The sequence below is a fragment of the Calothrix sp. CBUCES-K 9914 genome (genome assembly GCF_059640475.1).
This window is the reverse complement of record NZ_JBXXZH010000153.1, coordinates 1-22,998: the sequence shown is the minus strand read 5'-3', so window position 1 is coordinate 22,998 and position 22,998 is coordinate 1. Positions and strand designations below refer to the sequence as shown.

Annotated in this window: 18 protein-coding genes; 7 read left to right on the top strand and 11 right to left on the bottom strand. The window is 40.4% G+C overall.

Translation table 11 applies throughout. The annotated features are described in order from the left end of the window. Nucleotides 1-560: alpha/beta fold hydrolase (locus AC2JBO_RS28230; RefSeq protein ID WP_496956944.1), on the top strand; the 560-nt coding region annotated here is incomplete at its 5' end. Between the two features lie 533 nt (nucleotides 561-1,093). On the opposite strand, the gene AC2JBO_RS28225 is transcribed toward AC2JBO_RS28230, so the two are convergent. After that, nucleotides 1,094-4,432, bottom strand: a complete 3,339-nt coding sequence (locus AC2JBO_RS28225) for a sll1366 family intein-prone helicase (protein ID WP_496956943.1) — start codon at nucleotides 4,430-4,432, stop codon at nucleotides 1,094-1,096. Nucleotides 4,433-5,079: 647 nt separating this feature from the next. Here AC2JBO_RS28225 and AC2JBO_RS28220 point away from each other — a divergent pair. Further along, entirely contained in the window at nucleotides 5,080-7,230 is a 2,151-nt protein-coding gene (locus AC2JBO_RS28220; RefSeq protein WP_496956942.1) for a polyribonucleotide nucleotidyltransferase, read from the top strand. Between the two features lie 36 nt (nucleotides 7,231-7,266). Here AC2JBO_RS28220 and AC2JBO_RS28215 read toward each other — a convergent pair whose 3' ends face one another. Further along, on the bottom strand, nucleotides 7,267-8,781 hold the full coding sequence (locus AC2JBO_RS28215; RefSeq protein ID WP_496956941.1) for a PrsW family intramembrane metalloprotease: 1,515 nt from the start codon (nucleotides 8,779-8,781) through the stop codon (nucleotides 7,267-7,269). Between the two features lie 296 nt (nucleotides 8,782-9,077). Between AC2JBO_RS28215 and AC2JBO_RS28210 the strand changes: the two genes are divergently transcribed. After that, a complete protein-coding gene (locus AC2JBO_RS28210; RefSeq protein WP_496956949.1) occupies nucleotides 9,078-9,341 on the top strand; it encodes a DUF3146 family protein in 264 nt (87 codons plus the stop codon). Between the two features lie 135 nt (nucleotides 9,342-9,476). On the opposite strand, the gene AC2JBO_RS28205 is transcribed toward AC2JBO_RS28210, so the two are convergent. From AC2JBO_RS28205 to ntcA, 3 genes are all read right to left on the bottom strand, one after another. Further along, nucleotides 9,477-9,893, bottom strand: a complete 417-nt coding sequence (locus tag AC2JBO_RS28205; protein WP_496956940.1) for a pre-16S rRNA-processing nuclease YqgF — start codon at nucleotides 9,891-9,893, stop codon at nucleotides 9,477-9,479. 242 nt (nucleotides 9,894-10,135) lie between these two features. Beyond that, entirely contained in the window at nucleotides 10,136-11,626 is a 1,491-nt protein-coding gene (locus tag AC2JBO_RS28200) for a DUF3084 domain-containing protein (RefSeq protein WP_496956939.1), read from the bottom strand. A 379-nt stretch (nucleotides 11,627-12,005) separates the two neighbouring features. After that, nucleotides 12,006-12,677, bottom strand: coding sequence for a global nitrogen regulator NtcA (gene ntcA, locus AC2JBO_RS28195; protein ID WP_010998529.1), 672 nt, complete (start codon nucleotides 12,675-12,677; stop codon nucleotides 12,006-12,008). Nucleotides 12,678-13,112: 435 nt separating this feature from the next. Here ntcA and fabI point away from each other — a divergent pair, with 435 nt between their 5' ends. Beyond that, nucleotides 13,113-13,889 carry an enoyl-ACP reductase FabI gene (gene fabI, locus AC2JBO_RS28190; protein WP_496956948.1) on the top strand — a complete coding sequence of 259 codons (777 nt, stop codon included), beginning with the start codon at nucleotides 13,113-13,115 and terminating at the stop codon, nucleotides 13,887-13,889. Between the two features lie 78 nt (nucleotides 13,890-13,967). After that, nucleotides 13,968-14,579 (top strand): imidazoleglycerol-phosphate dehydratase HisB, encoded by a 612-nt coding sequence (gene hisB / locus AC2JBO_RS28185; protein ID WP_496956938.1) that lies wholly within the window; start codon nucleotides 13,968-13,970, stop codon nucleotides 14,577-14,579. 92 nt (nucleotides 14,580-14,671) lie between these two features. On the opposite strand, the gene AC2JBO_RS28180 is transcribed toward hisB, so the two are convergent. From AC2JBO_RS28180 to AC2JBO_RS28170, 3 genes are all read right to left on the bottom strand, one after another. Then, nucleotides 14,672-15,157 (bottom strand): YqhA family protein, encoded by a 486-nt coding sequence (locus AC2JBO_RS28180; protein ID WP_496956937.1) that lies wholly within the window; start codon nucleotides 15,155-15,157, stop codon nucleotides 14,672-14,674. Nucleotides 15,158-15,389: 232 nt separating this feature from the next. Beyond that, nucleotides 15,390-16,280, bottom strand: coding sequence for an alpha/beta fold hydrolase (locus AC2JBO_RS28175; RefSeq protein ID WP_496956936.1), 891 nt, complete (start codon nucleotides 16,278-16,280; stop codon nucleotides 15,390-15,392). Nucleotides 16,281-16,401: 121 nt separating this feature from the next. Beyond that, entirely contained in the window at nucleotides 16,402-16,881 is a 480-nt protein-coding gene (locus tag AC2JBO_RS28170) for a DUF2243 domain-containing protein (protein ID WP_496956947.1), read from the bottom strand. Nucleotides 16,882-17,036: 155 nt separating this feature from the next. Between AC2JBO_RS28170 and ybiA the strand changes: the two genes are divergently transcribed. Further along, on the top strand, nucleotides 17,037-17,507 hold the full coding sequence (gene ybiA / locus AC2JBO_RS28165) for a riboflavin biosynthesis intermediates N-glycosidase (RefSeq protein WP_496956935.1): 471 nt from the start codon (nucleotides 17,037-17,039) through the stop codon (nucleotides 17,505-17,507). 186 nt (nucleotides 17,508-17,693) lie between these two features. Here ybiA and lepB read toward each other — a convergent pair whose 3' ends face one another. Continuing rightward, nucleotides 17,694-18,332 carry a signal peptidase I gene (gene lepB / locus AC2JBO_RS28160; protein WP_496956946.1) on the bottom strand — a complete coding sequence of 213 codons (639 nt, stop codon included), beginning with the start codon at nucleotides 18,330-18,332 and terminating at the stop codon, nucleotides 17,694-17,696. Between the two features lie 232 nt (nucleotides 18,333-18,564). On the opposite strand from lepB, the gene AC2JBO_RS28155 reads away from it, so the two are divergent. Further along, the gene (locus AC2JBO_RS28155) at nucleotides 18,565-19,899 is read left to right on the top strand and encodes a dihydroorotase (RefSeq protein WP_496956934.1); all 1,335 of its coding nucleotides are present in this window, start codon (nucleotides 18,565-18,567) and stop codon (nucleotides 19,897-19,899) included. A gap of 922 nt (nucleotides 19,900-20,821) precedes the next feature. Here AC2JBO_RS28155 and AC2JBO_RS28150 read toward each other — a convergent pair. Both AC2JBO_RS28150 and AC2JBO_RS28145 read right to left on the bottom strand, forming a co-directional pair. Beyond that, entirely contained in the window at nucleotides 20,822-21,457 is a 636-nt protein-coding gene (locus AC2JBO_RS28150; RefSeq protein WP_496956933.1) for a sigma-70 family RNA polymerase sigma factor, read from the bottom strand. Nucleotides 21,458-21,574: 117 nt separating this feature from the next. Then, nucleotides 21,575-22,876 (bottom strand): DUF2330 domain-containing protein, encoded by a 1,302-nt coding sequence (locus tag AC2JBO_RS28145; protein WP_496956945.1) that lies wholly within the window; start codon nucleotides 22,874-22,876, stop codon nucleotides 21,575-21,577. Nucleotides 22,877-22,998: the final 122 nt, after the last annotated feature.

Below are 22,998 nucleotides of genomic sequence, written 5' to 3'. Positions count from 1 at the left end.
ACAACTACACGACTGCTGATATGGCAAATGATGCAGCAGGATTGCTTAATGCTCTAGGAATAGCACAAGCTCATGTTCTTGGAGCCAGTATGGGTGGTATGATTGCTCAACAGTTTGCCTTGAGACATACTAGCAAGCTAAATAAATTGATATTATCCTGCACAATGGCAGGTGGAAATTGTAGCGATTTCAACCCAAATAATCAAGGAGATTTGTTGGATCTTCTTTTTCCAGAATCATACTTAGCTATCTCTAATAACCGGGAAAAAGCAGAAGATTTTTTCAAAAAAACCTCACATTATCACAGTCAGCCAGATGGTTTGAGTAGACTAATACGGGCGCACTATATTCACGATACCTGTAATTTATTGCAAGGCATTAAAGCACCTACCTTAATCATTACTGGAGATAGCGATTCCGTAATTCCTCCTGTAAATAGTAATATTTTGAATAACAAAATTTATGGTTCAGAACTCAAAATTATTAAACAAGCTGGACATGGGCTTCTTTATAGTCATACTACTGAATTTGCAAAAATTTTGATTGATTTTTTATCGTAATTCAAAAACATAAAAATATATATGAAAGAACTTAGAATTACCAAAACCTCAAGGATTTAGTGGTATAAATTCAAAACTCACCTAAAGTATTGTATAATACTGAACAGCTTTGTTGAACAAAAAGAGACACAGGTTGAGGGGTGGCGTTGAGGGGGATTTTTTTGTTTTTCAGGCAACTGATGTCAAGGATGCCTATCGAGCGCAGTCATCGCCTGAACTCTTCGGCAAAATCGTAATCGATCTGTCGTAATTAATCGAGGCTAATATACTATTAAAGTGTTTAAGTTTATTTCAATAACAGCGTTGTATAAGGTAACACGGCGGTCAAGTCTCAATTGTCTGTATAAGTCCTGTTCTGTAATCGAAGCATAGTCGGGAAAATGTGAACCATTGGTTCACATTTATATTGCTGTGCCTACTCAGATAGTTTTGAGGAGGCACCACTCGAATAGAATATCTAATCGTTTTCATAAGAGCGAATTTCTGTTAGGTTGGGTTACGCGAAGCCTCCACCCAAACTATAATTCGCGTAGTTATTCATCGTCAATTACAGCACTTCTATCGAGGAGGAGTAAGTCACGTAGTTGGTTTGTGTCTAGTTCAGTTAACCATTGTTCTCCGGCGCCTACTACTTGTTCAGCTAGTTGTTTTTTGCTTTCTATCATGTCGTGAATTTTTTCTTCGAGGGTTCCAGTACATACAAACTTATGTACTTGGACGTTACGAGTTTGACCTATCCGAAATACACGGTCGGTTGCTTGGTTTTCTACGGCAGGGTTCCACCATCTATCGAAGTGGAAAACATGATTGGCGCGCGTTAAGTTTAAGCCAACACCTCCAGCTTTTAACGATAAAATCATTACTGGTGGTCCTTGGGGGTCATGTTGGAAACGGTCTATCATTTCTTCGCGCTGTTTCTGGCTGGTACTACCGTACAGAAAGAAAATTTCTCTTCCTAGTTGTTTTTCTAAGTGCGGTTGAAGTAATTTACCCCACTCGGCAAATTGCGTAAATATTAAAGCTCTATCACCTTCTGCTAAAGCTACATCTAACATTTCGTCTAACCGTTGCAGCTTACCCGAATCTTTAGTATTTATTAAATTTTGTTTCAGGTATTGAGCAGGATGATTACAAACTTGTTTGAGTTTGACTAAGAGTGCCAATATCATACCGCGTCGCTGCACACCTTCTGCATTGTCAATTTCTGCTAAAGATTGTTCGACAACTTGTTGATATAGCTTTGCTTGTTCGGTAGATAGTCCGCAGAAGACGGTCATTTCTTGCTTTTCTGGCAAATCTTGGATAATTTGACGGTCTGTTTTTAGGCGCCGTAAGATAAACGGTTGTACTAAGGAACGCAATTGATTTAGTGATGAAGTGTCACCGTATTTTTCAACGGGTGCTGCGAAGCGTCGCTGAAAGAATTGTTTATTGCCTAAATATCCAGGGTTAAGAAAATCTAAAATAGACCAAAGCTCTTGCAAACGGTTTTCTACGGGTGTACCAGTTAAGCCAATACGGAAACTTGCTTCTAGCTGTCTTACTGCTTGAGATTGTTTAGCATCGGAGTTTTTGATATTTTGCGCTTCGTCTAATACTAGAGTTTGCCACTCAACTGTTTGCAATAATTTTAAATCACGATGAATTAATGAGTAGCTAGTAATTAGCACGTCATGCTTTTTAATTGCCGTTTCAAATTGTTTACCTTTGGGACGCTTATCACCGTGATATTGTAAAACCTTTAGAGTTGGGGCAAATTTCTTAAACTCCCGTTCCCAGTTTCCTAATACTGAAGTTGGACAAACGAGTAAGGTTGGTTTTTCAAGGGCGCTTTGTTCTTTAAGATGTAATAAAAAGGCTATAAACTCAATGGTTTTTCCCAGTCCCATATCGTCCGCTAGACAGGCGCCTAAACCCCAGCGCTCAAGAAAAGCTAACCAAGCAACACCACGTTCTTGATATGGACGTAGTTCTCCCTTAAAATCTTTGGGTGTAGGTAATGGGGCAATAGCTTTGTTATTCGTTAACGCTGTTACTAATTCTTGTAAGGCACCTGAAGCTTCAAAGCTGACTACTGGTAATTTTTCTATAGTCTGAGTATCACCACTACTTAAACGCAGTGCATCTTCGAGTGACAAAGACATTTGCTCTTTTCTAGAAGCAAAAAAGTTCTGTGCTGTTTTTATATCATTCGGACGCAACTCTACCCATTCACCGTTAATTTCTACCAACGGACTATTTAAAGCTACTAACTTATCAAACTCAGCCTTAGATATAGTTTGCCCACCAATTGCCAACTGCCACTCAAAATTTAACAAAGATTGTAAATTGAGGCGCCCTTGTTGTTGAAGCGTTTGGGCAGTAATTTTCAATCCCAAACGGTTTGCCCAGCCTTCGCGGTTAGCCAAACTTGGTGGTAAAATTACACCTAAACCGCTATCAGATAACCGCCAAGCTACAGCTTTAATAAACTCATAAGCCTGCATTGGATTAAGAGAACAGGAAGTGGGTGTCTCAGTATCAAGACTTTCGGCAAGATGAGGATACAACCGCGAAGCTAACCCTAAACCCCGTAAAAATGTTTCCTGGGGTTGTTCAATAGTACGATTTTGATAAGTGAAACTTTCAACTGGGTGTTGCCAAATCGTTGCTGCATCAATTAAAAACTCAGTATCGTCTGTAGCTTGTAAAAAGTAAGCTAAACTCCACTCAGTTTCTCCGGGTACTGGAGAACGCAGTTCAAAACAAGTCCGAAATAGAGTTTTTCCAGCTAGCTGATACTCCAACGGCATTTTCCAAGCTTTCAATGCAGCTTGTACGCGCTCCATTTCTGGAACATTAATGTCAGGGTTTGCTGTATTAGAATTTGGAAAGTTGGGTGTTAATCCTTGTAAGAACAAGCGTACCGCCGCAGGTAATCCCGCTACTAAACGAGCTTCTGCTGCACCCAAAGCGCTTACCATCCCTCGTATTTGAACATCAATAGCTGTATTCAAAAAATCGAGTAATAATTTTTGCGGTTCTGTCGGGATATTGAGTGCTGAGTGCTGAGTATTGAGTGCTGAGTCAAGATACAACTCAGAACTCAGCACTTTTAACTCAGCACTCTTTTCAGCACTGTTTTCAGCAGTGTTTTGAGATGTTCGACAAGGGAGGGGCATTTGTTGCGAAAATTTTTCTAAGCGCGAAGTGTCAATTGAGCTATCTAGAAGCGCTTGCCACTTAGAGATAAACGTACCATTCGATTTCTCTAAACTGGGTAAAAATTTGCATCGTGAAATTAAATCTAAACTCCAACGCGCGATTTGTGACCAAAAGCGTAAATCTCCCCCTAGGTAGTAACTTTTTAGGGAGGCGCCAACTTCAATATTTAAAGGTAATGATGCTAGTAATTTAATCGCGTCTGCTGGTTCTAAGCAAAATCCTTCGATTCGCCAGTTGATTAATTGTAGGTCTTGTGGTGTTTCTGTGGAGTCACTATCAACTATGGCTCCAGAATGTTGTGGTGATATGGTAAATGTTTGAGAATTTTGACGAGTAGCGGCGCCTGTTGCAATAATATAAGTAGGTAAGGCAATCAAAAGCGCAGTGCTAGGTATAGCTGTTTCCGTAACTACCGCAGTTTTGCTTTTATTACGCCCTCCAGCTTTGGCACTCGTATCAACACTAACTTGGTATAATGATTTTGGCAGTGCTAGTCCAAGAGTTTGTAGCCACTTCAATAAATCAGCAGGCGCCATTGCCAAAGGATTCGTAACTGGCTCATGTCCTGCTTGGATAGATATTGATTCCTGAGTTCGCCAAGTTTCTCCCCAAATAAATAAACAGCTTTCTTGACTATTAATTAACCAACTTCCGTGTAATATTGCCATCTGTCAAGCACTAAAAATTACTAGATAAAATACTTTTTTGTTTACTTATAAACCAATATTGATTAACTAATTATACCTTGGTTTTAAATAAATGATTAAATAGATGAACTTTTTTCTTAACCATGAGACAATCTGGCAACGGATTATGAACGGATGGAACGGATAAATTATCTTTTGTAAACAAGCTTTCACCTCACCTGTATACCTCAAAAAAAACGAATCAACCATCCGCTACATCCGTTATATCCGTTGCCAGAAATTCGCTTATTAAAGAAAGAAGAACTATCGTAAACAAACTTAAACAAACGTAAACAAAAAATTTAAAAGGGACACTTGGCTTACCGTAAAATTTTATTGTACAGCAGTACACAAGAACTGATAATAAAGTTTATAAATGTTAAGTTGATTTAGTGCTAAAATTAACTGTCTAAGTTGAGCAAGCGCTTAGATACAACCTGTGTACCGATAGTAGTAGTATTTCATCTTTCGGCTTCCCAAGTTGATACAGACACACTCGTTATTGTGTACTGCTTTGATTGTACAACGAGGGTGAAGTTAAAAAAGAGGTGTAATAGCTACCAGCCATAGTACATAAATGTTAGGATTGCCACAGAGAGAAAAGAGATCATAGAAGGGAAAAAAACTGAATGGGAGAATTTGAGAAGTCAATATCCTTTGATGGACGGGATATTCGACTGAAAGTAGGCTTGCTTGCTCCCCAGGCTGGTGGGTCTGTTTTGCTACAATCTGGGGATACGGCAGTTTTAGTGACAGTGACGCGCTCGCAAGCCAGAGAAGGCATCGATTTTCTACCTTTAACTGTAGATTACGAAGAAAGACTGTATGCAGCAGGCAGGATTCCCGGAGGGATGTTACGACGCGAAGGGCGACCACCAGAAAGAGCTATTCTGACCAGTCGTTTAATTGACCGTCCATTACGTCCGCTTTTTCCATCTTGGTTGCGCGATGACCTGCAAGTGGTAGCATTGACGCTCTCGATGGATGAATTAGTACCACCTGATGTCTTAGCTGTTACAGGCGCCTCAATAGCTACGCTGTTAGCACAAATTCCATTTAATGGTCCAATGGCAGCCGTGCGCGTCGGCTTAGTAGGTGATGATTTTATCATCAACCCTACTTATGCAGAAATTGAAGCGGGTGACCTTGATTTAGTCGTGGCAGGTTCGCCTGACGGTGTAATCATGGTTGAAGCTGGCGCCAACCAACTGCCCGAACGCGATATTATTGAGGCAATCGAATTTGGCTATGAAGCGGTGCAAGATTTAATTCAAGCACAGCACGATTTATTAGCTGAACTAGGAATAGAATTAATCCAAGAAGAACCGCCAGAAGTAGACCAAACCCTAGCGAACTTTATTCGCGAGCGTGCGACTTCGGACATCAAAAAAATCTTGGCACAGTTTGAATTTACAAAAACTGAACGTGATGCTGCCTTGGATGAAGTCAAAGATGCAGTAAAACAAGCTATAGAGGAGATGTCTGTTGAAGACCCGATACGTTTAGCAGCAGTAGCAGATGGTAAAGCGCTTGGTAATACTTTCAAAGAAATTACCAAGCACTTTATGCGACTTCAAATCATCGAAGATAATGTTCGTGTGGATGGTCGTAAACTCGACGAAGTGCGTCCTGTCTCATGTCAAACTAGCATTATTCCTAAGCGTGTTCATGGTACTGGTTTATTCAACCGTGGACTAACCCAAGTTTTATCAGCATGTACACTTGGTACTCCAGGTGATGCTCAAAATTTGAACGATGATTTGCAGGTAGACCAAGAAAAACGCTACATGCACCATTATAATTTCCCTCCTTTCTCTGTTGGAGAAACTAAACCCATGCGGGCGCCAGGTCGGCGGGAAATTGGGCACGGTGCTTTAGCAGAACGAGCAATTTTACCTGTACTGCCACCCAAAAACGAATTTCCCTATGTTATTCGTGTGGTCTCTGAGGTTCTGTCTTCTAACGGTTCTACCTCAATGGGGTCGGTATGCGGTTCTACACTCGCTTTAATGGATGCAGGTGTTCCAATTATGAAACCTGTTAGCGGCGCCGCAATGGGTCTAATTAAAGAAGGCTCGGAAGTGCGCGTTCTCACTGACATCCAGGGTATAGAAGATTTCTTGGGTGACATGGACTTTAAGGTCGCAGGTACTGACTCTGGAATTACTGCCCTGCAAATGGACATGAAAATTTCTGGGTTGCCGATAGAAATTATTGCCCAAGCTGTTAACCAAGCCAAAGACGCGCGCCTACATATTCTCGAAAAAATGCTGGCTGCTATCGATAAGCCACGTCCAGAAATGTCGCCGTTTGCCCCACGTTTACTTACTATCAAGATTGACCCAGATATGATTGGTCTGGTCATCGGACCTGGTGGTAAAACAATTAAGGGTATTACCGAAGAAACTGGCGCCAAAATCGATATCGAAGATGATGGTACGGTAACAATTTCTGCTATCGACGAAAATAAAGCCAAGAAAGCTCGCAATATTGTCCAAGGCATGACACGTAAACTCAATGAAGGTGATGTTTACGTAGGGCGAGTGACTCGGATTATACCAATTGGTGCATTCGTAGAATTTTTGCCCGGTAAAGAAGGCATGATTCACATTTCGCAGCTTGCGGACTATCGCGTTGGTAAAGTAGAGGATGAAGTTGCTGTTGGTGATGAAGTAATTATCAAAGTACGTGAGATAGATAATAAGGGTCGAATTAATCTCACTCGCTTGGGTATCCATCCTGACCAAGCAGCTGCCGCGCGTGAAGCAGCAACCAAATAAGCCAATTGCCGCGTGGATTTTAGATTGATATAAAATTTAAAATCCTTCAAGTTCTGCTTTCTCCATTTCTGAAACTATTTGTTGACTGCGATTTAAGTACGTAACAAATAGTAAAATGGAGAAACCAAGAATAGCAAAGCCTAATATACCACTAGAAAAGGTATTGTAACTGCCGTGTAATACGGCAGAAATCGTTAAACCGATGAATATAATCGAACCTTTCCGAGATGGATTGATTGCCGCTAAACCAATAAAATATCCAAATATACCAGCCCAGATAGCGTGATACAGAGGTAAGGATACGAATCTAATAGTATTTACCAATACATAAAAACCAAAGTCGCTTTGCCCAGTTGCAAGACTCATTGCATACTTATACGAGTACTGTACTCCTTCTGTAACTGCAAATCCTAAACCAGACATTGCTCCGTAAAATGCTGAAGTAAAGGGGTCACGTAATTTACCTGGACGCATTAAAAACAAGTAGACTGGTAAAGCTTTGCATGATTCTTCCAGAACACCAACTCCCAAAATAAAACCGATTAATTGAGGAATAATTCCTTCTTGCTCAACTGCGGTATAAAGTAAGGTAAATGGCGGTATTTTTTGAAACAATAATAATATTGGAATGCCGATAAATGCTGTAAACAAGCTACATTTTACTATATTTGTCCAAGAGAATGCAGGTGGTTTGAGTAAATCATATAGCACCACTCCCCAAATTGATGAATAATAAATACCTAATATAAAAGCAATCGAGCCAAGACCCGATGTCCTGCCCATTAGACCTATACCTAAAGGAAATAAACCAAAAAATAAAAGTAGTTTAACTATGTTATTGCTGTATAATTGACCACTAAAAACATCTTTATATGGCATTACTGAATCAAACTTAAAAGTTCGTAATGCAGCTAGAAATTCTGCACTTTGGGGCGCCGATTTTGTAGGTGTAGGTGTGAGTTTTCCGACCTCAACATTAAATTCTTGAAACCAAGCTGGTATTTCTTGCTGCAACTCTCTGCCATAAACTTTAACAGTTTTAATAGATTGGATTTTAAGAGTGACTATTTCTTTACGAAGAATTGCTGTCGAAAGTGGTTGATTCGGAATTTTAGCTGACTCTAATAAGATTTGTAAACAGTAATCTTTTATAGTAATTTTTGCATTTATATTTTTTTGATTAAAAGCGGTATTTAATATAAACGCTATTGCTTCGACATCTCCAATACTAGCAAGCTGTTTAACATCTAATTCTTGGTTATCTAAATTAAATTCAGCATCCCAGCTAGGAAAATCTGCCGACTCCTGCCGCGCGTAAACCTTAACTGTTTTAATCGTGTTGGCGCCTAATTTTGTCATTCCTTGACGGATAAATGCTACCGAAGTTGTTTGGTTAGGCACTTGATGTGATTGAAGCCAAACAAGTAAACAATTATCTTGAAGAATCGCTTCGGCACTGATACCTTGGGCTTGTAAGGAACGATTCAATAGTGAAGTAATTGCTTTTGGGTCGCCTTTTTTTGCTTGTTCAAGAAGGTTGGGCTGTGTCATAGCACACTATGGGGAGAAAATTACAAGCGTTGCTTGCTTGCTACTCCCAAAATGGCTTTACTATGCATTTTTCTACAACCGCAAAAATACGCAACTAACTTTAGGGTCGCTTCGTTCAGCTATTTCAATAGTTATATACCTAAGATACTGATTTAAGTCATAAAATTCTTACAAATGGTTTACGTATGGTCTATATCAAATCTGAAAATTTGATGTAAGTTAGTTAAATGTACAGGTTCGATCCATGTGCAGTTATAGTCACGCAACCTTTAAAAGAATCTAACGGTCCTAGTGTTGTGAGTGCCAAACCTCTACCAGAAACTACTGCCCATGTTCGGATTATACGCCAGTCTTGGAAACAAGGCTTACTTGAGGGCGAAGTACGCGCGGGTGAATTTGAGTGGCAGTTCAGATGGGATTTTCGCCAAGGAGAACTGTCAGTCAGACCTTCTCAAGGTCGAGCTTTAATAAAGGAACCGCTTGGTCGCTTTTTAGAGCAAAAGGATTATCAACTCGAACCAGGAGGAGATTATGCTTTTACAATTCGAGCGGAGTTATAAGAGTAATGAGTGCTGAGGAGAAGAGTGCTGAGTGCTGAGTGCTGAGTGCTGAGTGCTGAGGAGAAGAGTTATAAGTAAGTAATAGATAATAGAAAGGTGTTAAAATACTCAGCACTCAGCACTTTCTACTCAGCACTATTTGTGAGTTAATCCGGTTAAGTACCGTTCTATGAGCAAAATGGCGACGATATCATCAATCGGTCGTGGGGGTTGACGCATACCTTGGGGTAAAAGCTTATTTAATCCTTTGGGTGGATACATTTGCCAGTAGCGGTCGCGTGCTTCCAAGGTGGTGTAGCGTTCGTCTACTAAGACAATATTTATTGCCTCCATTAATTCGTCGCTTAACTTTTTTTTCCATTGTTTTGCAGTCGTTTGATCCCCCATCACTAGTAGTGTTATGGGGAATTTTTGCCGCAGTCGCGATATTTCCATAATCGCATCCGGCGCCGGAATCACTTCGTGGTAGTATAACTGGCGGTCTAGTCCCATTACTGCTACACCACATTTATCTTTTCCAGGGTCGAAACCCAAAATCATCGGTTGTGTCATTAATAGTTAGGAGGTAGGGTGTGTGACGCTACTAACTATCTTGCAACGAAGCAAATAATCTTGTAGCGTCACGCACAGGAGTGAGTTAATAGTTAAGAGTTATAAATGATATTTTTATGATCGTTTCAACTTTTATTCTAAATGTAGCTATCTTTTGCTCATTGCTTCAACTTTTAACTAGTAAGGTGCGTGACGTTATTATATGTTAGCTTCGTTGCAAGATTGTTATAGCGTCACGCACCCTACGTACTAAAAATTACTTGCCCATTTTGAATTGCTATAAGCTTCACTTTTAATGGTCCTGCTGTATATGCATCTTCTGCAGCAATGGCTCGAATCTCTACGGGTTGCTGATACTGCCGTAGTTGTGCCAAAAAACGCAGGAATGTACTATCAATTTGGATATCGTCTAATATACCAGCATTACGCGCGCGAAATTGCGAAGCTGAAATTAATAAATCAAGTCTTTGGCGCATTTGATAGGATGTCATTGTGGTCGGGTCGGCTGTTGTGGTTGCCAGAAGTTCGCCACCTCGAAATACTATTTGGTTTAAAGTCGCATCAGTAAAAAATTCGATTCGCCTTTCACCTCGAACATAATTACCTGCTGAAAACACACGCACTACATAGTCGCGTCCATTTTCGATTTGCTTGCTCAACAGCTGAACTTGGTCTTTTGAGATTTGCAAAATACCATCTACTGGTGGATTTGTTCCAGGTTCAGTTAATTCTGACACTGCGTATCGGTTCGCTTCTTCTAAAAGTTGTCTGACAGCTTGCTTTGCGGCACTTGGTTGCTGAACGGTAATAACTGCTGACGCTAAAACTTGACCGCGAATCAAAGCTAATTTACCTAAACGCAAGTCGCGGAACGATTGATAGTACTTTTCGAGTCGAGCTACTTCTTTTTCGAGATCACCTTGCTGCGATTCTAACTCTTTGAGTCTTGATTCTCGCTGGGCAATAATCTGCTCACGCGCGCCAATTTCGAGATTGCGTTTTTGAATCAACGAGTCGAGATTGCTAATTTTACGGTCGCGCGACTCGATAGCGCTTTTACGTGATGCAAGTTCCCGGTCGCGTTTTTGGATTGCGTTTTTAGCTTCGTCGATTGCTATTTTGGCTTCGTTAAAGAGTTTTTGACTTTCTGCCTTTTGTAGGGTTATTTCTTGTTGAAGCTTTTTACGTTCGTCGTAGACGCTTTGTAATTGCGAAATCGCTTGTTTGTACTGTGCTACCACCTGACCAAGGCGAGTTTGTGTTCCCCTGAGTTGAGATTGAGTTTGTGCCTGAAGTGTTAACGTCTTGTTGAGTTGGGTTTGTGTCTGTCTTTGCTTCTTGTTGGCTTCTTGCAGGTTTTGATTTGTGCTTTCCAAACGTTTTTGCGCTTCTGCTTGCTGCTGCTTCGCTTGACCTAGCTCATTTGTTACCTTGCTAATTTGAGTTTCTGCACCCTTGAGTTGATCACGTTTACGTCGTAAGTCCCTTTGGATGTTTTCTAACTCGAATACACCTTTTCGTAATCCATCATCTGCTAAAAACAATATTCCTAAAGTTGAAGCTGAAATCCCAATCCCCGTTAATATTGTTACTACTACTGCTGTATTTTTTGGACGCAGGTTAAACAGTGAGAGGCGTTTCTTACCGACCCGTGTACCAATTCGGTCTCCAACGGTGGCAATAAAGCCTCCCAAAATTAAAATCGCTGTAATCAGGATGTACGCGGTGGTCATAGAATGGCTATTGAAACCTCTTGGTCATAAGTAATACCACGGACAATCCCGTTATATATAAAATTTAAAATGGGTAATATATGAACATAATGTGACATATACTTAAATAACCACAGCTATTTAACCTGTTGCCAGTAGATTTTATCCTAGTAAATTAACAGTGCATAGCTAGCGGTTTACGCCGTCCCAACGAAAGTATAATTGGCGCCTAATTCAAGTCTAGCTTCATGAGTCTAGACTATCGGCGCCACAATCATTGAGTACAGCGTTCCGCCTTTTTGGTAGCTTTAATGTACTATAGCGGTTGATATTAACACACTATAGCCACATAGCACATACCAAATAAATTCTATGTCACCTAAATATCCTCCAACGACTTTTAAGTGAACTGACGGCTTAAAGTAACAGGTTTATGGACAGTGATTTTCTTCTTGTGGATTGAAATCATCTTTTTCTCGCGTAAATCGCCTAGAAGCCTGGTGACAGTTACACGAGTTGAACCAATAGCTTCGGCGATGGCTTGGTGCGATAATTTTAAATCAATTGTGATTCCATCAGCACAGGGAACTCCAAAATCACGACAGAGAATCAATAAGAAGCTCACCAACCTCGAACCCATGTCCCGGTGTGCAAGTGTTTCAATCATCATCTCTGTTTGCAATATCCGCGAGGAGAGTCCACGCAGCATTAACATCGATAATTCGGGGTTTTCCTTCAACGCTTGTTCGACTTGCTCAATTGGGGCTGATAGCAATTCCACAGGGGTAAATGCAACCGCATGGTAAAATCTGTCCGATTTGTTTCCTGTCAATAAGGATAAAACACCAAAGACGCTATTTTCCCTGAGTAGCGCTACCGTTATTTCTTCCCCTGCTTCGTACACCCTGGAGAGTTTAACAGCGCCTTTGAGAAGAAAATAAACTCTTTCGGCAGGGTCGCCAGGAAAAAATATGGTCTTATTGCGCTCAAAGGTTTCCACAACAGGTGGGAACGCTCCAGTCGCCATCTGACGGAAAACATTTGCTAGGGCTTTATCTTGTGTCACGATCATCTCCCTTCCCCTACCCAATGCCAGAAAATAAAAACAGATTACCTAAGAATACACTCGAAAATTCAATAATACATTGTTAACCTTTTTGTACTTTCCTATACTCAACCTCGCTATATCAACATTTCTCACAGTTATTTGTTCACAATGATACATAATTTTTGATGACTTCGGCTACTACTTTTTGATAACTATTTACAATAACACTCAATGAAGCTTTTTCCTGGTGAAAAAACCCAGATGAAAAGCGCTCTTCAAAGACCGGTAATAACTTTGTCCTTGGTAACATCACTCTAGTAAACAACATCCTTTCATTGGTAGTAAGATTTGACTTGATACAAAGAGTTTTTTAACTTCTACGCTGGCGCCCTGACCTTGCACAAAAGGCATCACATTCTAGTATGCTCCTAAGGAATGCGTCTGTCTTCTAATATATTTATGCTCGATTTAACCGGAAAAAATGCCCTTGTTACAGGTATCGCCAACAACCGTTCCATCGCTTGGGGTATAGCCCAGCAACTGCATAAAGCTGGGGCAAATTTAGGTATTACCTACCTCAGCGACGACAAAGGCAAAATGGAAAAAAAGGTATTTGAACTAGTGGAACCGCTCAACCCTAGCTTATTTCTACCTTGTAACGTTGCTAACGAGCAAGAGGTTCAATCGACCTTTGCCGAGATTAGCTCTAAATGGGGTAAGTTAGATATACTCATCCACTGTCTCGCTTTTGCCAACAAAGACGATTTGAGCGGTGACTTTAGTCAAACTTCGCGTTCCGGTTTTAATACTGCCTTAGAAATAAGCACTTATTCGCTGATCCAGCTTGCAGGCGCCGCAAAACCTCTGATGACAGAAGGTGGAAGCATTGTAACGTTAACTTATTTAGGCGGTGTACGCGCCATCCCTAATTATAACGTCATGGGTATAGCCAAGGCAGGTTTAGAAGCCAGCGTCCGCTACCTTGCCAGCGAACTTGGCGCCCAAAATATTCGCGTCAACGCCATTTCCGCAGGTCCCATCCGCACCTTAGCATCTTCTGCGGTTGGCGGTATTCTAGACATGATTCATCACGTTGAAAAAGTGGCGCCTCTACGTCGCACTGTTACACAAACGGAAGTTGGGAACACTGCCGCATTTTTATGCAGCGACTTGTCAAGCGGTATTACTGGACAAGTCCTCTATGTCGATGCAGGTTATGAAATTATGGGAATGTAATAATGTATGGTGCGTGAAGGCTACTAGATCACTAATTAATTTTAGAATTGTTGGTAGCCTTCACGCACCCTACTTAAAATGCAAACCCTCACTTCCTTAACCCAGCGTACAGCTACTGTTTGCCGCACTACTGGCGAAACCGATGTCGAAGTTACAATCAACCTTGATGGTACTGGAGTCTGTCATGCTGCAACTGGTATCCCTTTTCTCGACCACATGCTACATCAAATCGCTTCCCACGGATTAATTGATTTAGACGTGCGCGCAACAGGTGACTTACATATTGATGACCATCACACTAACGAGGATGTTGGTATTACCCTCGGACAAGCATTAAATAAAGCTTTAGGTGATAGAAAAGGCATTGTGCGCTTCGGTAACTTTCTTGCACCTCTTGATGAAGCTTTGGTTCAAGTCGCTCTCGACTTTTCTGGGCGCCCTCATCTCAGCTACGGACTACAAATTCCTACGCAAAGAGTTGGAACATATGACACACAGTTAGTACGAGAATTCTTTGTTGCTATAGTTAACCATAGCTCTACAACTCTACACATCCGCCAACTAGATGGTATAAATTCTCACCATATTATTGAAGCCACATTTAAAGCATTCGCACGCGCGGCGCGAATGGCTGCTGAAATTGACCCCCGTCGTGCGGGTATAATTCCCAGTTCTAAGGGAGTGTTATAAGCAGAAGAAAATTTTGTGAACCGTGGTTCACATTTTAATTTTGATGGGTTCATGTAGCATAGGCATCTTGCCTGTGCTACGACCCATCAAAATTAATGGTCAGATTTGGGCTTTTTATTGTGTGTACTCAAAAAGAAGGTTAACGAAGTAATCACTAATGCAATACTTACTCCAAATGGCAAAACATTTGTATCTCCATTCCACGTTACAGCTTGTCCTAAAAATAAGACACTTAGGACTACAACGATTACACTAATTAGCTTGCCTTTCAAATCATCTATATCATGTATTTCTAACCATTCAGGTACTTTAACCCGGTCATCAATAAATAACTCGTATAACCCCAATGCTGTAATATAGAATACTGTGGACAGCAAAAACAGATCAATCACTTCAACGAAGGCTACAACAAGCTTTTTGCTACCTTTACTAGAGACTGGACCATCAAGTATTACATGTATAACAGCATCACCTGTTTCAATCACACCGTAAATCAAAACCGTAACTGAAGCTATAAACGAACAAATAACTGCTAAAAGAATCAGCTTTTTACTGCTTGCTAGAATGCGATGAATCATAATAACTTTCCCTAAAGGACAAAAGCCAATTAGATTTGTGGCTATAGCTGCCCTTTTTGACTCTATAATGTTTTGTGCTTAAAGGTACGCTAGGTTTTACCCTATATAATGTGATTTATATAGTAGTTTTTCTATGATTCATCAATATTTTTGTGCCTTCTGTGGTATAAAGATAATCACAAAGGGCACAAAAAGTTAAAGAGCAGTGAAATTAAAAATCTATTACGAATCTTTAAGCTTGTTCAGTCAACCAATTGATGATTTCTGAATTCACTTTGTCTGGTACTTCATCATGGGGGCAATGACCGGCGCCAGGGATAGAAACTATTTTGATTTCTTTGCCCATTTTTTGCGCTTGTTCATAAATTTTTGCCCCACTTATTGGTGTCCAAGGGTCATCTGCACCCCATAGTACCAACAATGGTACGTTGACTTTGGGTAGTAGTGTACTAGGACTAGCACCAGGAGGCGCCGTTAAAATTGACGCGAAGACTTTTTGGGCGCCACTTTCGCAGGATGGTTCATACAATAAATCGACTAATTCATCGGTTACAGCACTACGGTCACGGTAAACTTGGTACAATGTGCGGCGAATTTGATGCTTTTGCCGAATACGGTTAAATACAAATGACCCCGTTATGGGATGGTTGACTAATCTATTGAAAGCTGACATTACAATGCGTAATGGCGGGTTTAACTCGTGCGGTCGATGACTTAACCCTCCCGCACTGTTAATTAATACTCCAGATGCAGCAATTTCTGGATGTTCTGCCAGCACAGTCAAACCAATAAGCGCACCAATTGAATTACCAATAAATGTTGCTGGTTGCTGAATATGCTCTGCCCAAAAGTCTTTCAGTAAATCTACCCAAACTTCAATGTTGTAATTAATGGGTGCCTTCTCAGAACCGCCAAACCCTAATAAATCTATTGCAAATACACGATACCCTGCTTCTGCTAATACAGGTATATTTTTACGCCAATGCCCGATTGAAGCACCGAAACCGTGAATTAGCACTAAGGGCTTACCCGTACCCATAACGGTGTATTGAATTTTATAGCCTTGCCAAGTCCAAAAGTGTTTCTCTAACACGGTTTGAACTGTTTGCTGTTGCGTAATCACTGTTGCAATTAATTTTTCTAAACTATATGAATCTTATTTTAAGTTTTATTGCGAAAAAATACTTCACTCCTCAAGCGTAGGGTGGGCACTGCCCACCTTACTTCAGTTACTCCTTTATTCTTTACGCTTCGACCTTTTCCCTGTTCTGTACTATGGTGCCAATCACCATTAACAAGGCGCCGAAGGCTAGAAATCCTAAATCCCAAGCAAGTTGATTAGAGCCTGGTTTAACGTGGTGAATACCTAAAATTTGATGGTCAATGATTCCTTCGACAACATCAAACAGCCCAGCACCTACCAAAATAGAACCAAAAAATGTATTTGATGACCAAATAACATCATCGCGTTTCCCAACACGCCACAGTAAAATTACTCCCGTAACGGTCATAGCTAAATCGAATACATGGAATAAACCGTCCCAAACCATGTTCAAATCGATATCGGCAATTGTAAACAATGGTCGGACATTGCTTAACATATGATGCCACTGCAAAATCTGATGGAGTACAATACCATCAAAAAAGCCACTAAAACCTATTCCTAAAAAGATTCCAGGCGCAATCAGAGGTTTAAAACTCTTATACACTTGTTGTGCCTCCATATGACCCTCATTGTTTTGATTTTTTAATTTGTTGTCAAACAATAAAGCTGTTTGATTCAAATAATCTTCTGTCCTAAGACAAATAGTCTGTGTTCAGGTCTACAGGCATGATAATTATTAAAGTATGAAAAAAAGTTACAAAAGTTTTTATTCAAATGACGATATATTTCTATAAGGTTTGTGACCCTTACGGTTGTTTTTCTAACTTTTCTCCCCACCCTATTCAAATTGAGGGGACAACTTGGGCTACGGTAGAGCATTATTACCAAGCACAAAAGTTTGTTGGTAGTCCGGATGCTTTCGTTATTTCGGAGGTTTATGCAGCCAAGACACCAGAGGAAGCAGCAGCGCTAGGACGTGACTGTACTCGGTGTCTTCGTCCAGATTGGGATGTTGTGAAAACTACTGTTATGCAAAAAGCTGTGTACACAAAGTTTTTTACCCACCTGGATATTCGCGAAGTTCTTCTTGGAACTGGGGACAAACTACTTGTTGAAGATTCCCCTCGTGATTATTTTTGGGGATGTGGCGCCGATAAAACTGGTCAAAATCACCTTGGTAAAATTCTCATGCGCGTTCGTAACGAGCTTTACAATTTAAATAAGTATGAGATTATTACTGTTTAATTGTGGTGATAATAATTGATAATTCGTGTCAATAACTTTTGAGTTTTAAGTTTTATTAATAATTCATTAAGTTTATGAATGGCTTGTATGCTCGTAGTAAGCGCTTCAGCGCTTTCCTTTTTCATAAGAAGTAATGAAAAGAACCACTAAAGTGCTTACTACAAATAAATACAAATACACTATAAATTAGGGATATGCTGGGGCTTTGTCGATGCCACCAACTTTATTGAGCGGCCAGAAACGAATGACCGCGCGACCGATAATATTTTCGCGAGGAACTAGACCCCAACAGCGTCCATCATAACTTTGAGAGCGGTTGTCACCAAGTACGAGGTATTGACCTTGAGGTATCGTTGTTGGCGCCTTCAAAAATGGCTGATACTGGCTTGATTGACAAACATCAATAAGCGTTTGCTGGTCAGCTTTCAGATAATTTTCTGCAAGTGGCTTACCATTAACAACGACTTTACCATCTCTAAGTTCTACCTTTTCTCCAGGTAAACCAATCACACGCTTAATAAATGCATCTTGATATTGTTCTCTTTGCAATTCCGCTGTAGGTGAAAATACTACAATATCTCCACGCTGTGGGTCAGAAAATCTATACTTTAATTTATCAACTATAATTTTGTCGGCTTCCCATTGATTGGGAGTTCCGTGGAGTGTCGGTTCCATTGAACCAGAAGGAATCCACCGTGCTTCTGCTACGAAAGTCCGAATTCCTAAAGCAAGAACGACGCTTAGTACTACAGTTCTGCCTAGTTCGCCAATCCATGAATGGTCAGGTTGTTTGTTTGAGTTATTTTCAGACACTTGATTTTGCATGTAGTTACTTAAATAATAAATTGATACATGGGTAATATACCCGTTTAACTCCATGAACGATATTTTTTAATCTTAGCTCTATACATAATTAAGATTCAGGTGATGTTACCATCAGTATCCACGCTACAGCCAAAAAATGAACTTTCTTGTCAGTATGCTTAAAAAGTGATTGTTTGGAAACAACCAAGTTTAACCTAAAAAGTATAGTCGTTATTTCCAGGGGAATTTTTGTGTGAGCGCATTTACCTCTACGTCCGAACCTATAAGTTTACTGATTCGCCGCGCAAGCATCATTTTACCTGATGGTGTAATCGTTGGAGATGTACTGACGCGCGGCAGAACGATAGTCGAAGTTGCACCCCAAATTGAAGCGAACTCAGCTACCACGGAAATTGACGCAGAAGGGTTAACTTTGTTGCCCGGAGTTATTGATCCGCAAGTCCACTTTCGCGAACCGGGACTCGAACATAAGGAAAACTTATTTACTGCAAGTTGCGCTTGTGCTAAAGGCGGAGTTACTTCGTTTTTAGAGATGCCGAATACGCGACCTCTAACTACTGATCAACAAACTTTAGACGACAAGCTACAGCGCGCGTCCCAGAAGTGCCTAGTTAATTATGGCTTTTTTATTGGAGCAACGTCTTCTAATTTACCTGATTTACTTGTAAGCGCTCCGACATGTGGAATCAAGATTTTCATGGGGTCGATGCATGGTCAGTTATTGGTAGATAGTGAAGATTTACTCGATAAAATATTTGCATCGGGTACGCGCTTAATTGCCGTTCACGCTGAAGACCAGGCACGTATTAACGAGCGGCGCCAATCATTTGCAGGAATTACTGACCCAGCAGTTCATTCGCAAATTCAGGATAACCAAGCAGCACTAAATGCAACGCAGTTAGCTTTAAAACTTTCTAAAAAATACCAGCGACGGTTACATATTCTACATATGTCCACAGCCGAAGAAGCTGAGTTGTTACGTAACGACAAACCTAGTTGGGTGACAGCAGAAGTCACACCACAGCATTTATTACTGGACACAAGCGCATATGCCAAAATTGGCACGTTAGCACAAATGAACCCTCCTCTACGTACACCCCACGACCGGGAAGTATTGTGGCAGGCATTGCACGATGGTGTAATTGATTTTATTGCTACCGACCATGCGCCTCATACTTTAGAGGAAAAAGCTCAACAGTATCCTAATAGTCCTTCTGGAATGCCTGGTGTTGAAACTTCGCTTGCGCTGATGCTAACAGAAGCAAAGTCTGGGAAATGTACTGTTCATCAAGTCGTTAACTGGATGTCAACTGCTGTCGCCAAGTCCTATAAGATACCCAAGAAAGGAGTAATTGCTGCGGGTTATGATGCCGACTTAGTTCTCGTTGACTTAAATAACTACCGTCCTGTAATGCGCGAAGAGCTATTTACAAAGTGTGGCTGGAGTCCTTTCGAGGGTTGGAACTTGACTGGATGGGCACAAACCACAATTGTTGGTGGGCAAATTGTTTATCACCAAGGTAAACTTTGTACCTATGTCCGTGGTCAAGCCTTGCAATTTGAGTAATTTCTTATCTCTTATTTTTTATTGTATGTGGGGCTATGCCCTACTTACTAAACTGTAGCATTCATTACTTTTAATCATACTTACTCCGTAAAGTTACGGCAGGCACCTGTTACCAAAGTAAACTAAGTTTTAGCTTTATTAATTACAATCAATTTTTAATACGATAAACTACTCGCTTTAAGAGCGAGTTTTTTATACTTACTTTATATTTCTCCAGTCCATCTCGTGGATTTCACTGATTAACCACTTCATTAAAGTCTGCGAAATTTACTTAGAAATCAATTATTTATGAAGAGTAAATATATTTATTGAATAATACTTAAGCACAATAAGCTAAGTGTTTGAATTTTGTTACTTTACGAAAAAATACTCAGGTAAAAGCAAAAGCTCTATGTAAAGCTAATGAAAAGTTCAAGTTCAAATATTAATCAGCTTCAATGATAATAAACAGGGCAAAAAAAGTTTTGATTTATTTATTCCGTTGGATAAAAAACATATTTGATATTAAATGGACTCTGACTTACATCAGCCACGAACTTAGATACTGGTTTAGCTGGATGACTATCGTGTGGATGATATTCAAAAAGTTGAGTCGTAATCCAAAAAATTATCTAAAAAAGTCCGGATTACGCAAAGCCAATAACGTAACAGCACAAAGGATGTTTGCGAAGAAACTGAGTCTCTGTTTTCTTCGTCTGTAACACCTGTAAATATCTGATTCTCTCTTAGATGAATATTTATCTATTGAAACTAATAATTTAATTTGAGGAAAAAAAAATGGTGCTTTTTTTTGACTGCGAAAGAGGTAGCGGTAGAGCAGAAGCTCTAATGTTAGAAGATGATAGAGGTAGCGGTAGAATCAGTCGCGAAAATCTCACAAATCATGACTAGTTATCTCGGTCACGGTAACACAAGTCATCCTTTACAAGTAACCTTCATTAAGCGCGAATTGACGTAACCTAGGTATACACTGACGCTGATAAAAGCTGCTCAAGGTCGAGACACTTAAGCCATATTCTGAAGCTAATTCCTTCCAACTAACTTCTGGTGGTAAACGTTTTAAGATTAACACCTGACAATTAACATCCGGTCGTCCTTGAATGTGAGTTTGACGCAAGTCCCCTGAGTTGTCACACTCTGCCCAAAACTGAACATCTTCTAAAATCGGAGGTGCATCAGGAGGTGCAGCAATGTTGTTAACTGGGTCATATGTTTCGCTTTTATCACCCGAAGCTAACTGCTGTATATTCATAGCAGCTCTCCTAATATTATCCTCTTGTACTTTCAGGTACAAATCTTGTAGCCTATGCTTCAAATAAACATTCAGCCAAGTTACAACGGTTCCTCGGTCAGGGTCATAAGCTTCACAAATATTACGGCAGAAATATAACCAAGTTTGCTGCAATCCATCTTGATAATAAGAACTATTCTCTTTCCAAAGTTTACTTGAAACTAAACGAATAATTTGCGTCAATACTCGCTGGCGCCGTGGACTTCCAGGTGGATGTCCACAAGCTTCAGAGACTAAGCGACGCAATTGTTCCTCCAATCCACTCATACTCAGATACGTGTTTTTCGAGCAAAATGATGCTATCAGAAGTATTACTGATAATGTACAAAAATCATATTACCCACAATCGTGATATCTTCGTATTTAGTAAATACTTACTGCTTCTTATTGCTTGATTTTTTGACGAATGTCGCGGATATCCCAGTTAGTTAGTTTCGCCAGAGTTTGCGCTTCTTGTTCGTAACGCTTGTTGAGACTGCGTTTATATTCTCTACCCGCATTACACTTTGCTTCACCCGTAAAAGCGTGTTGAAGTATATAGCGTCCTTGAAAATTTTCTTGGTTTGCGGTTTCTTGGAACATCAAGTCTTCAGGAAACTTATCGCGCGTATAACGGACATGCAGACGGGTAATAAACACAGTATTAACTGATTGAGTGTTATCTGGACTTTTATCTGGACTTTTATCGAGCCAAAATACACCTGCATCAGTGAGTTCTGAATTTGACAGAGGTTCGGCAGAACAAGGGTCACAGCTTCCCATATCCCAAGCATATTCAAGAAAAGCGACTTTGCGGTCTTCTTTTTTGTAGGAAGTTTGGAACATCGACTTATAAAAGTCTCCAAATTCTTCCTTTACAAATACAGGTATATTAACGTTGCTAGGAACTTTGACTGTTCGGTAGTTGGTAATCTCTGCTTGTCCTTTGGGAGAAAGCACGTATACTATCAAATCTTGTTCACTATTCGCATTCATCATACCCAAACGAATGGGCAGCATGAATTTAGGTGAAGAGTAAGATATTTGGAGCGGACGTAGGTATTCGTACCCAGTTTCTGAAAATTTATCAAGATTAACGCGAGCTACAAAGAATTTCATTTTTTGGCGAATGTAAGGTTTAAGCAGTGAAGAAGCTGCTTGTGGAATCCTGTAATTGTTACGCTTTAACCAAGTTTCCAGCCCAGAAGAATCTTTGGCGCCAAGTATAAGAATATCGTACTCACCAACACTAAAACGTGCTTCCACAGTCACACCCAAATTTCTATCTCTCGCACTACCACTAGCTTCTTGACTTACCGTTGGTGATGGTGGCAGTGCTAGACCGCGCTGCGATCTAGGATATCTTGTTTGACATGGGTCAGGGTCAAAATATTCAACCAAACGTGGTGCGCTAAAAGCATCCAAACGTTCAATTATCTTGGGTTTTCCAACGACGACCTGTTCTTTTTGTATTACTGTTGGTACAGGGACAACAATCGCAAAGTCTTTGACTTCACCTTGATAGTCATTTGCCATTGTTAACACAGTTTTTTTCCCATCGCGCGCAATAACTACCTGCGACGCTTTGTTATACAACTTAGCATCAGCTTTGGCTACGTAAAATCCGCAAAAAGCCCAAGCTACAGGTGTAAAGCAAAATACCGCAATACACACAACTACTAACGTAATCAAAAACTTTAATTTCATAATCAATAATGAGTGATAAGTGCTGAGTGATGAGTGCTGAGTGCTGAGTGATGAGTGCTGAGTGCTGAGTGCTGAGTGATGAGTGCTGAGTGCTGAGTGCTGAGTGCTGAGTGATGAGTGCT

What these genes read in the sequence shown, in the direction of transcription:
- AC2JBO_RS28225 (WP_496956943.1), bottom strand. Translation starts at nt 4,432, where the DNA reads ATGGCAATATTACACGGAAGTTGGTTAATTAATAGTCAAGAAAGCTGT.
- AC2JBO_RS28220 (WP_496956942.1), top strand. Translation starts at nt 5,080, where the DNA reads ATGGGAGAATTTGAGAAGTCAATATCCTTTGATGGACGGGATATTCGA.
- AC2JBO_RS28215 (WP_496956941.1), bottom strand. Translation starts at nt 8,781, where the DNA reads ATGACACAGCCCAACCTTCTTGAACAAGCAAAAAAAGGCGACCCAAAA.
- AC2JBO_RS28205 (WP_496956940.1), bottom strand. Translation starts at nt 9,893, where the DNA reads ATGACACAACCGATGATTTTGGGTTTCGACCCTGGAAAAGATAAATGT.
- AC2JBO_RS28200 (WP_496956939.1), bottom strand. Translation starts at nt 11,626, where the DNA reads ATGACCACCGCGTACATCCTGATTACAGCGATTTTAATTTTGGGAGGC.
- ntcA (WP_010998529.1), bottom strand. Translation starts at nt 12,677, where the DNA reads ATGATCGTGACACAAGATAAAGCCCTAGCAAATGTTTTCCGTCAGATG.
- fabI (WP_496956948.1), top strand. Translation starts at nt 13,113, where the DNA reads ATGCTCGATTTAACCGGAAAAAATGCCCTTGTTACAGGTATCGCCAAC.
- hisB (WP_496956938.1), top strand. Translation starts at nt 13,968, where the DNA reads ATGCAAACCCTCACTTCCTTAACCCAGCGTACAGCTACTGTTTGCCGC.
- AC2JBO_RS28180 (WP_496956937.1), bottom strand. Translation starts at nt 15,157, where the DNA reads ATGATTCATCGCATTCTAGCAAGCAGTAAAAAGCTGATTCTTTTAGCA.
- AC2JBO_RS28170 (WP_496956947.1), bottom strand. Translation starts at nt 16,881, where the DNA reads ATGGAGGCACAACAAGTGTATAAGAGTTTTAAACCTCTGATTGCGCCT.
- ybiA (WP_496956935.1), top strand. Translation starts at nt 17,037, where the DNA reads ATGACGATATATTTCTATAAGGTTTGTGACCCTTACGGTTGTTTTTCT.
- lepB (WP_496956946.1), bottom strand. Translation starts at nt 18,332, where the DNA reads ATGCAAAATCAAGTGTCTGAAAATAACTCAAACAAACAACCTGACCAT.
- AC2JBO_RS28150 (WP_496956933.1), bottom strand. Translation starts at nt 21,457, where the DNA reads ATGAGTGGATTGGAGGAACAATTGCGTCGCTTAGTCTCTGAAGCTTGT.
- AC2JBO_RS28145 (WP_496956945.1), bottom strand. Translation starts at nt 22,876, where the DNA reads ATGAAATTAAAGTTTTTGATTACGTTAGTAGTTGTGTGTATTGCGGTA.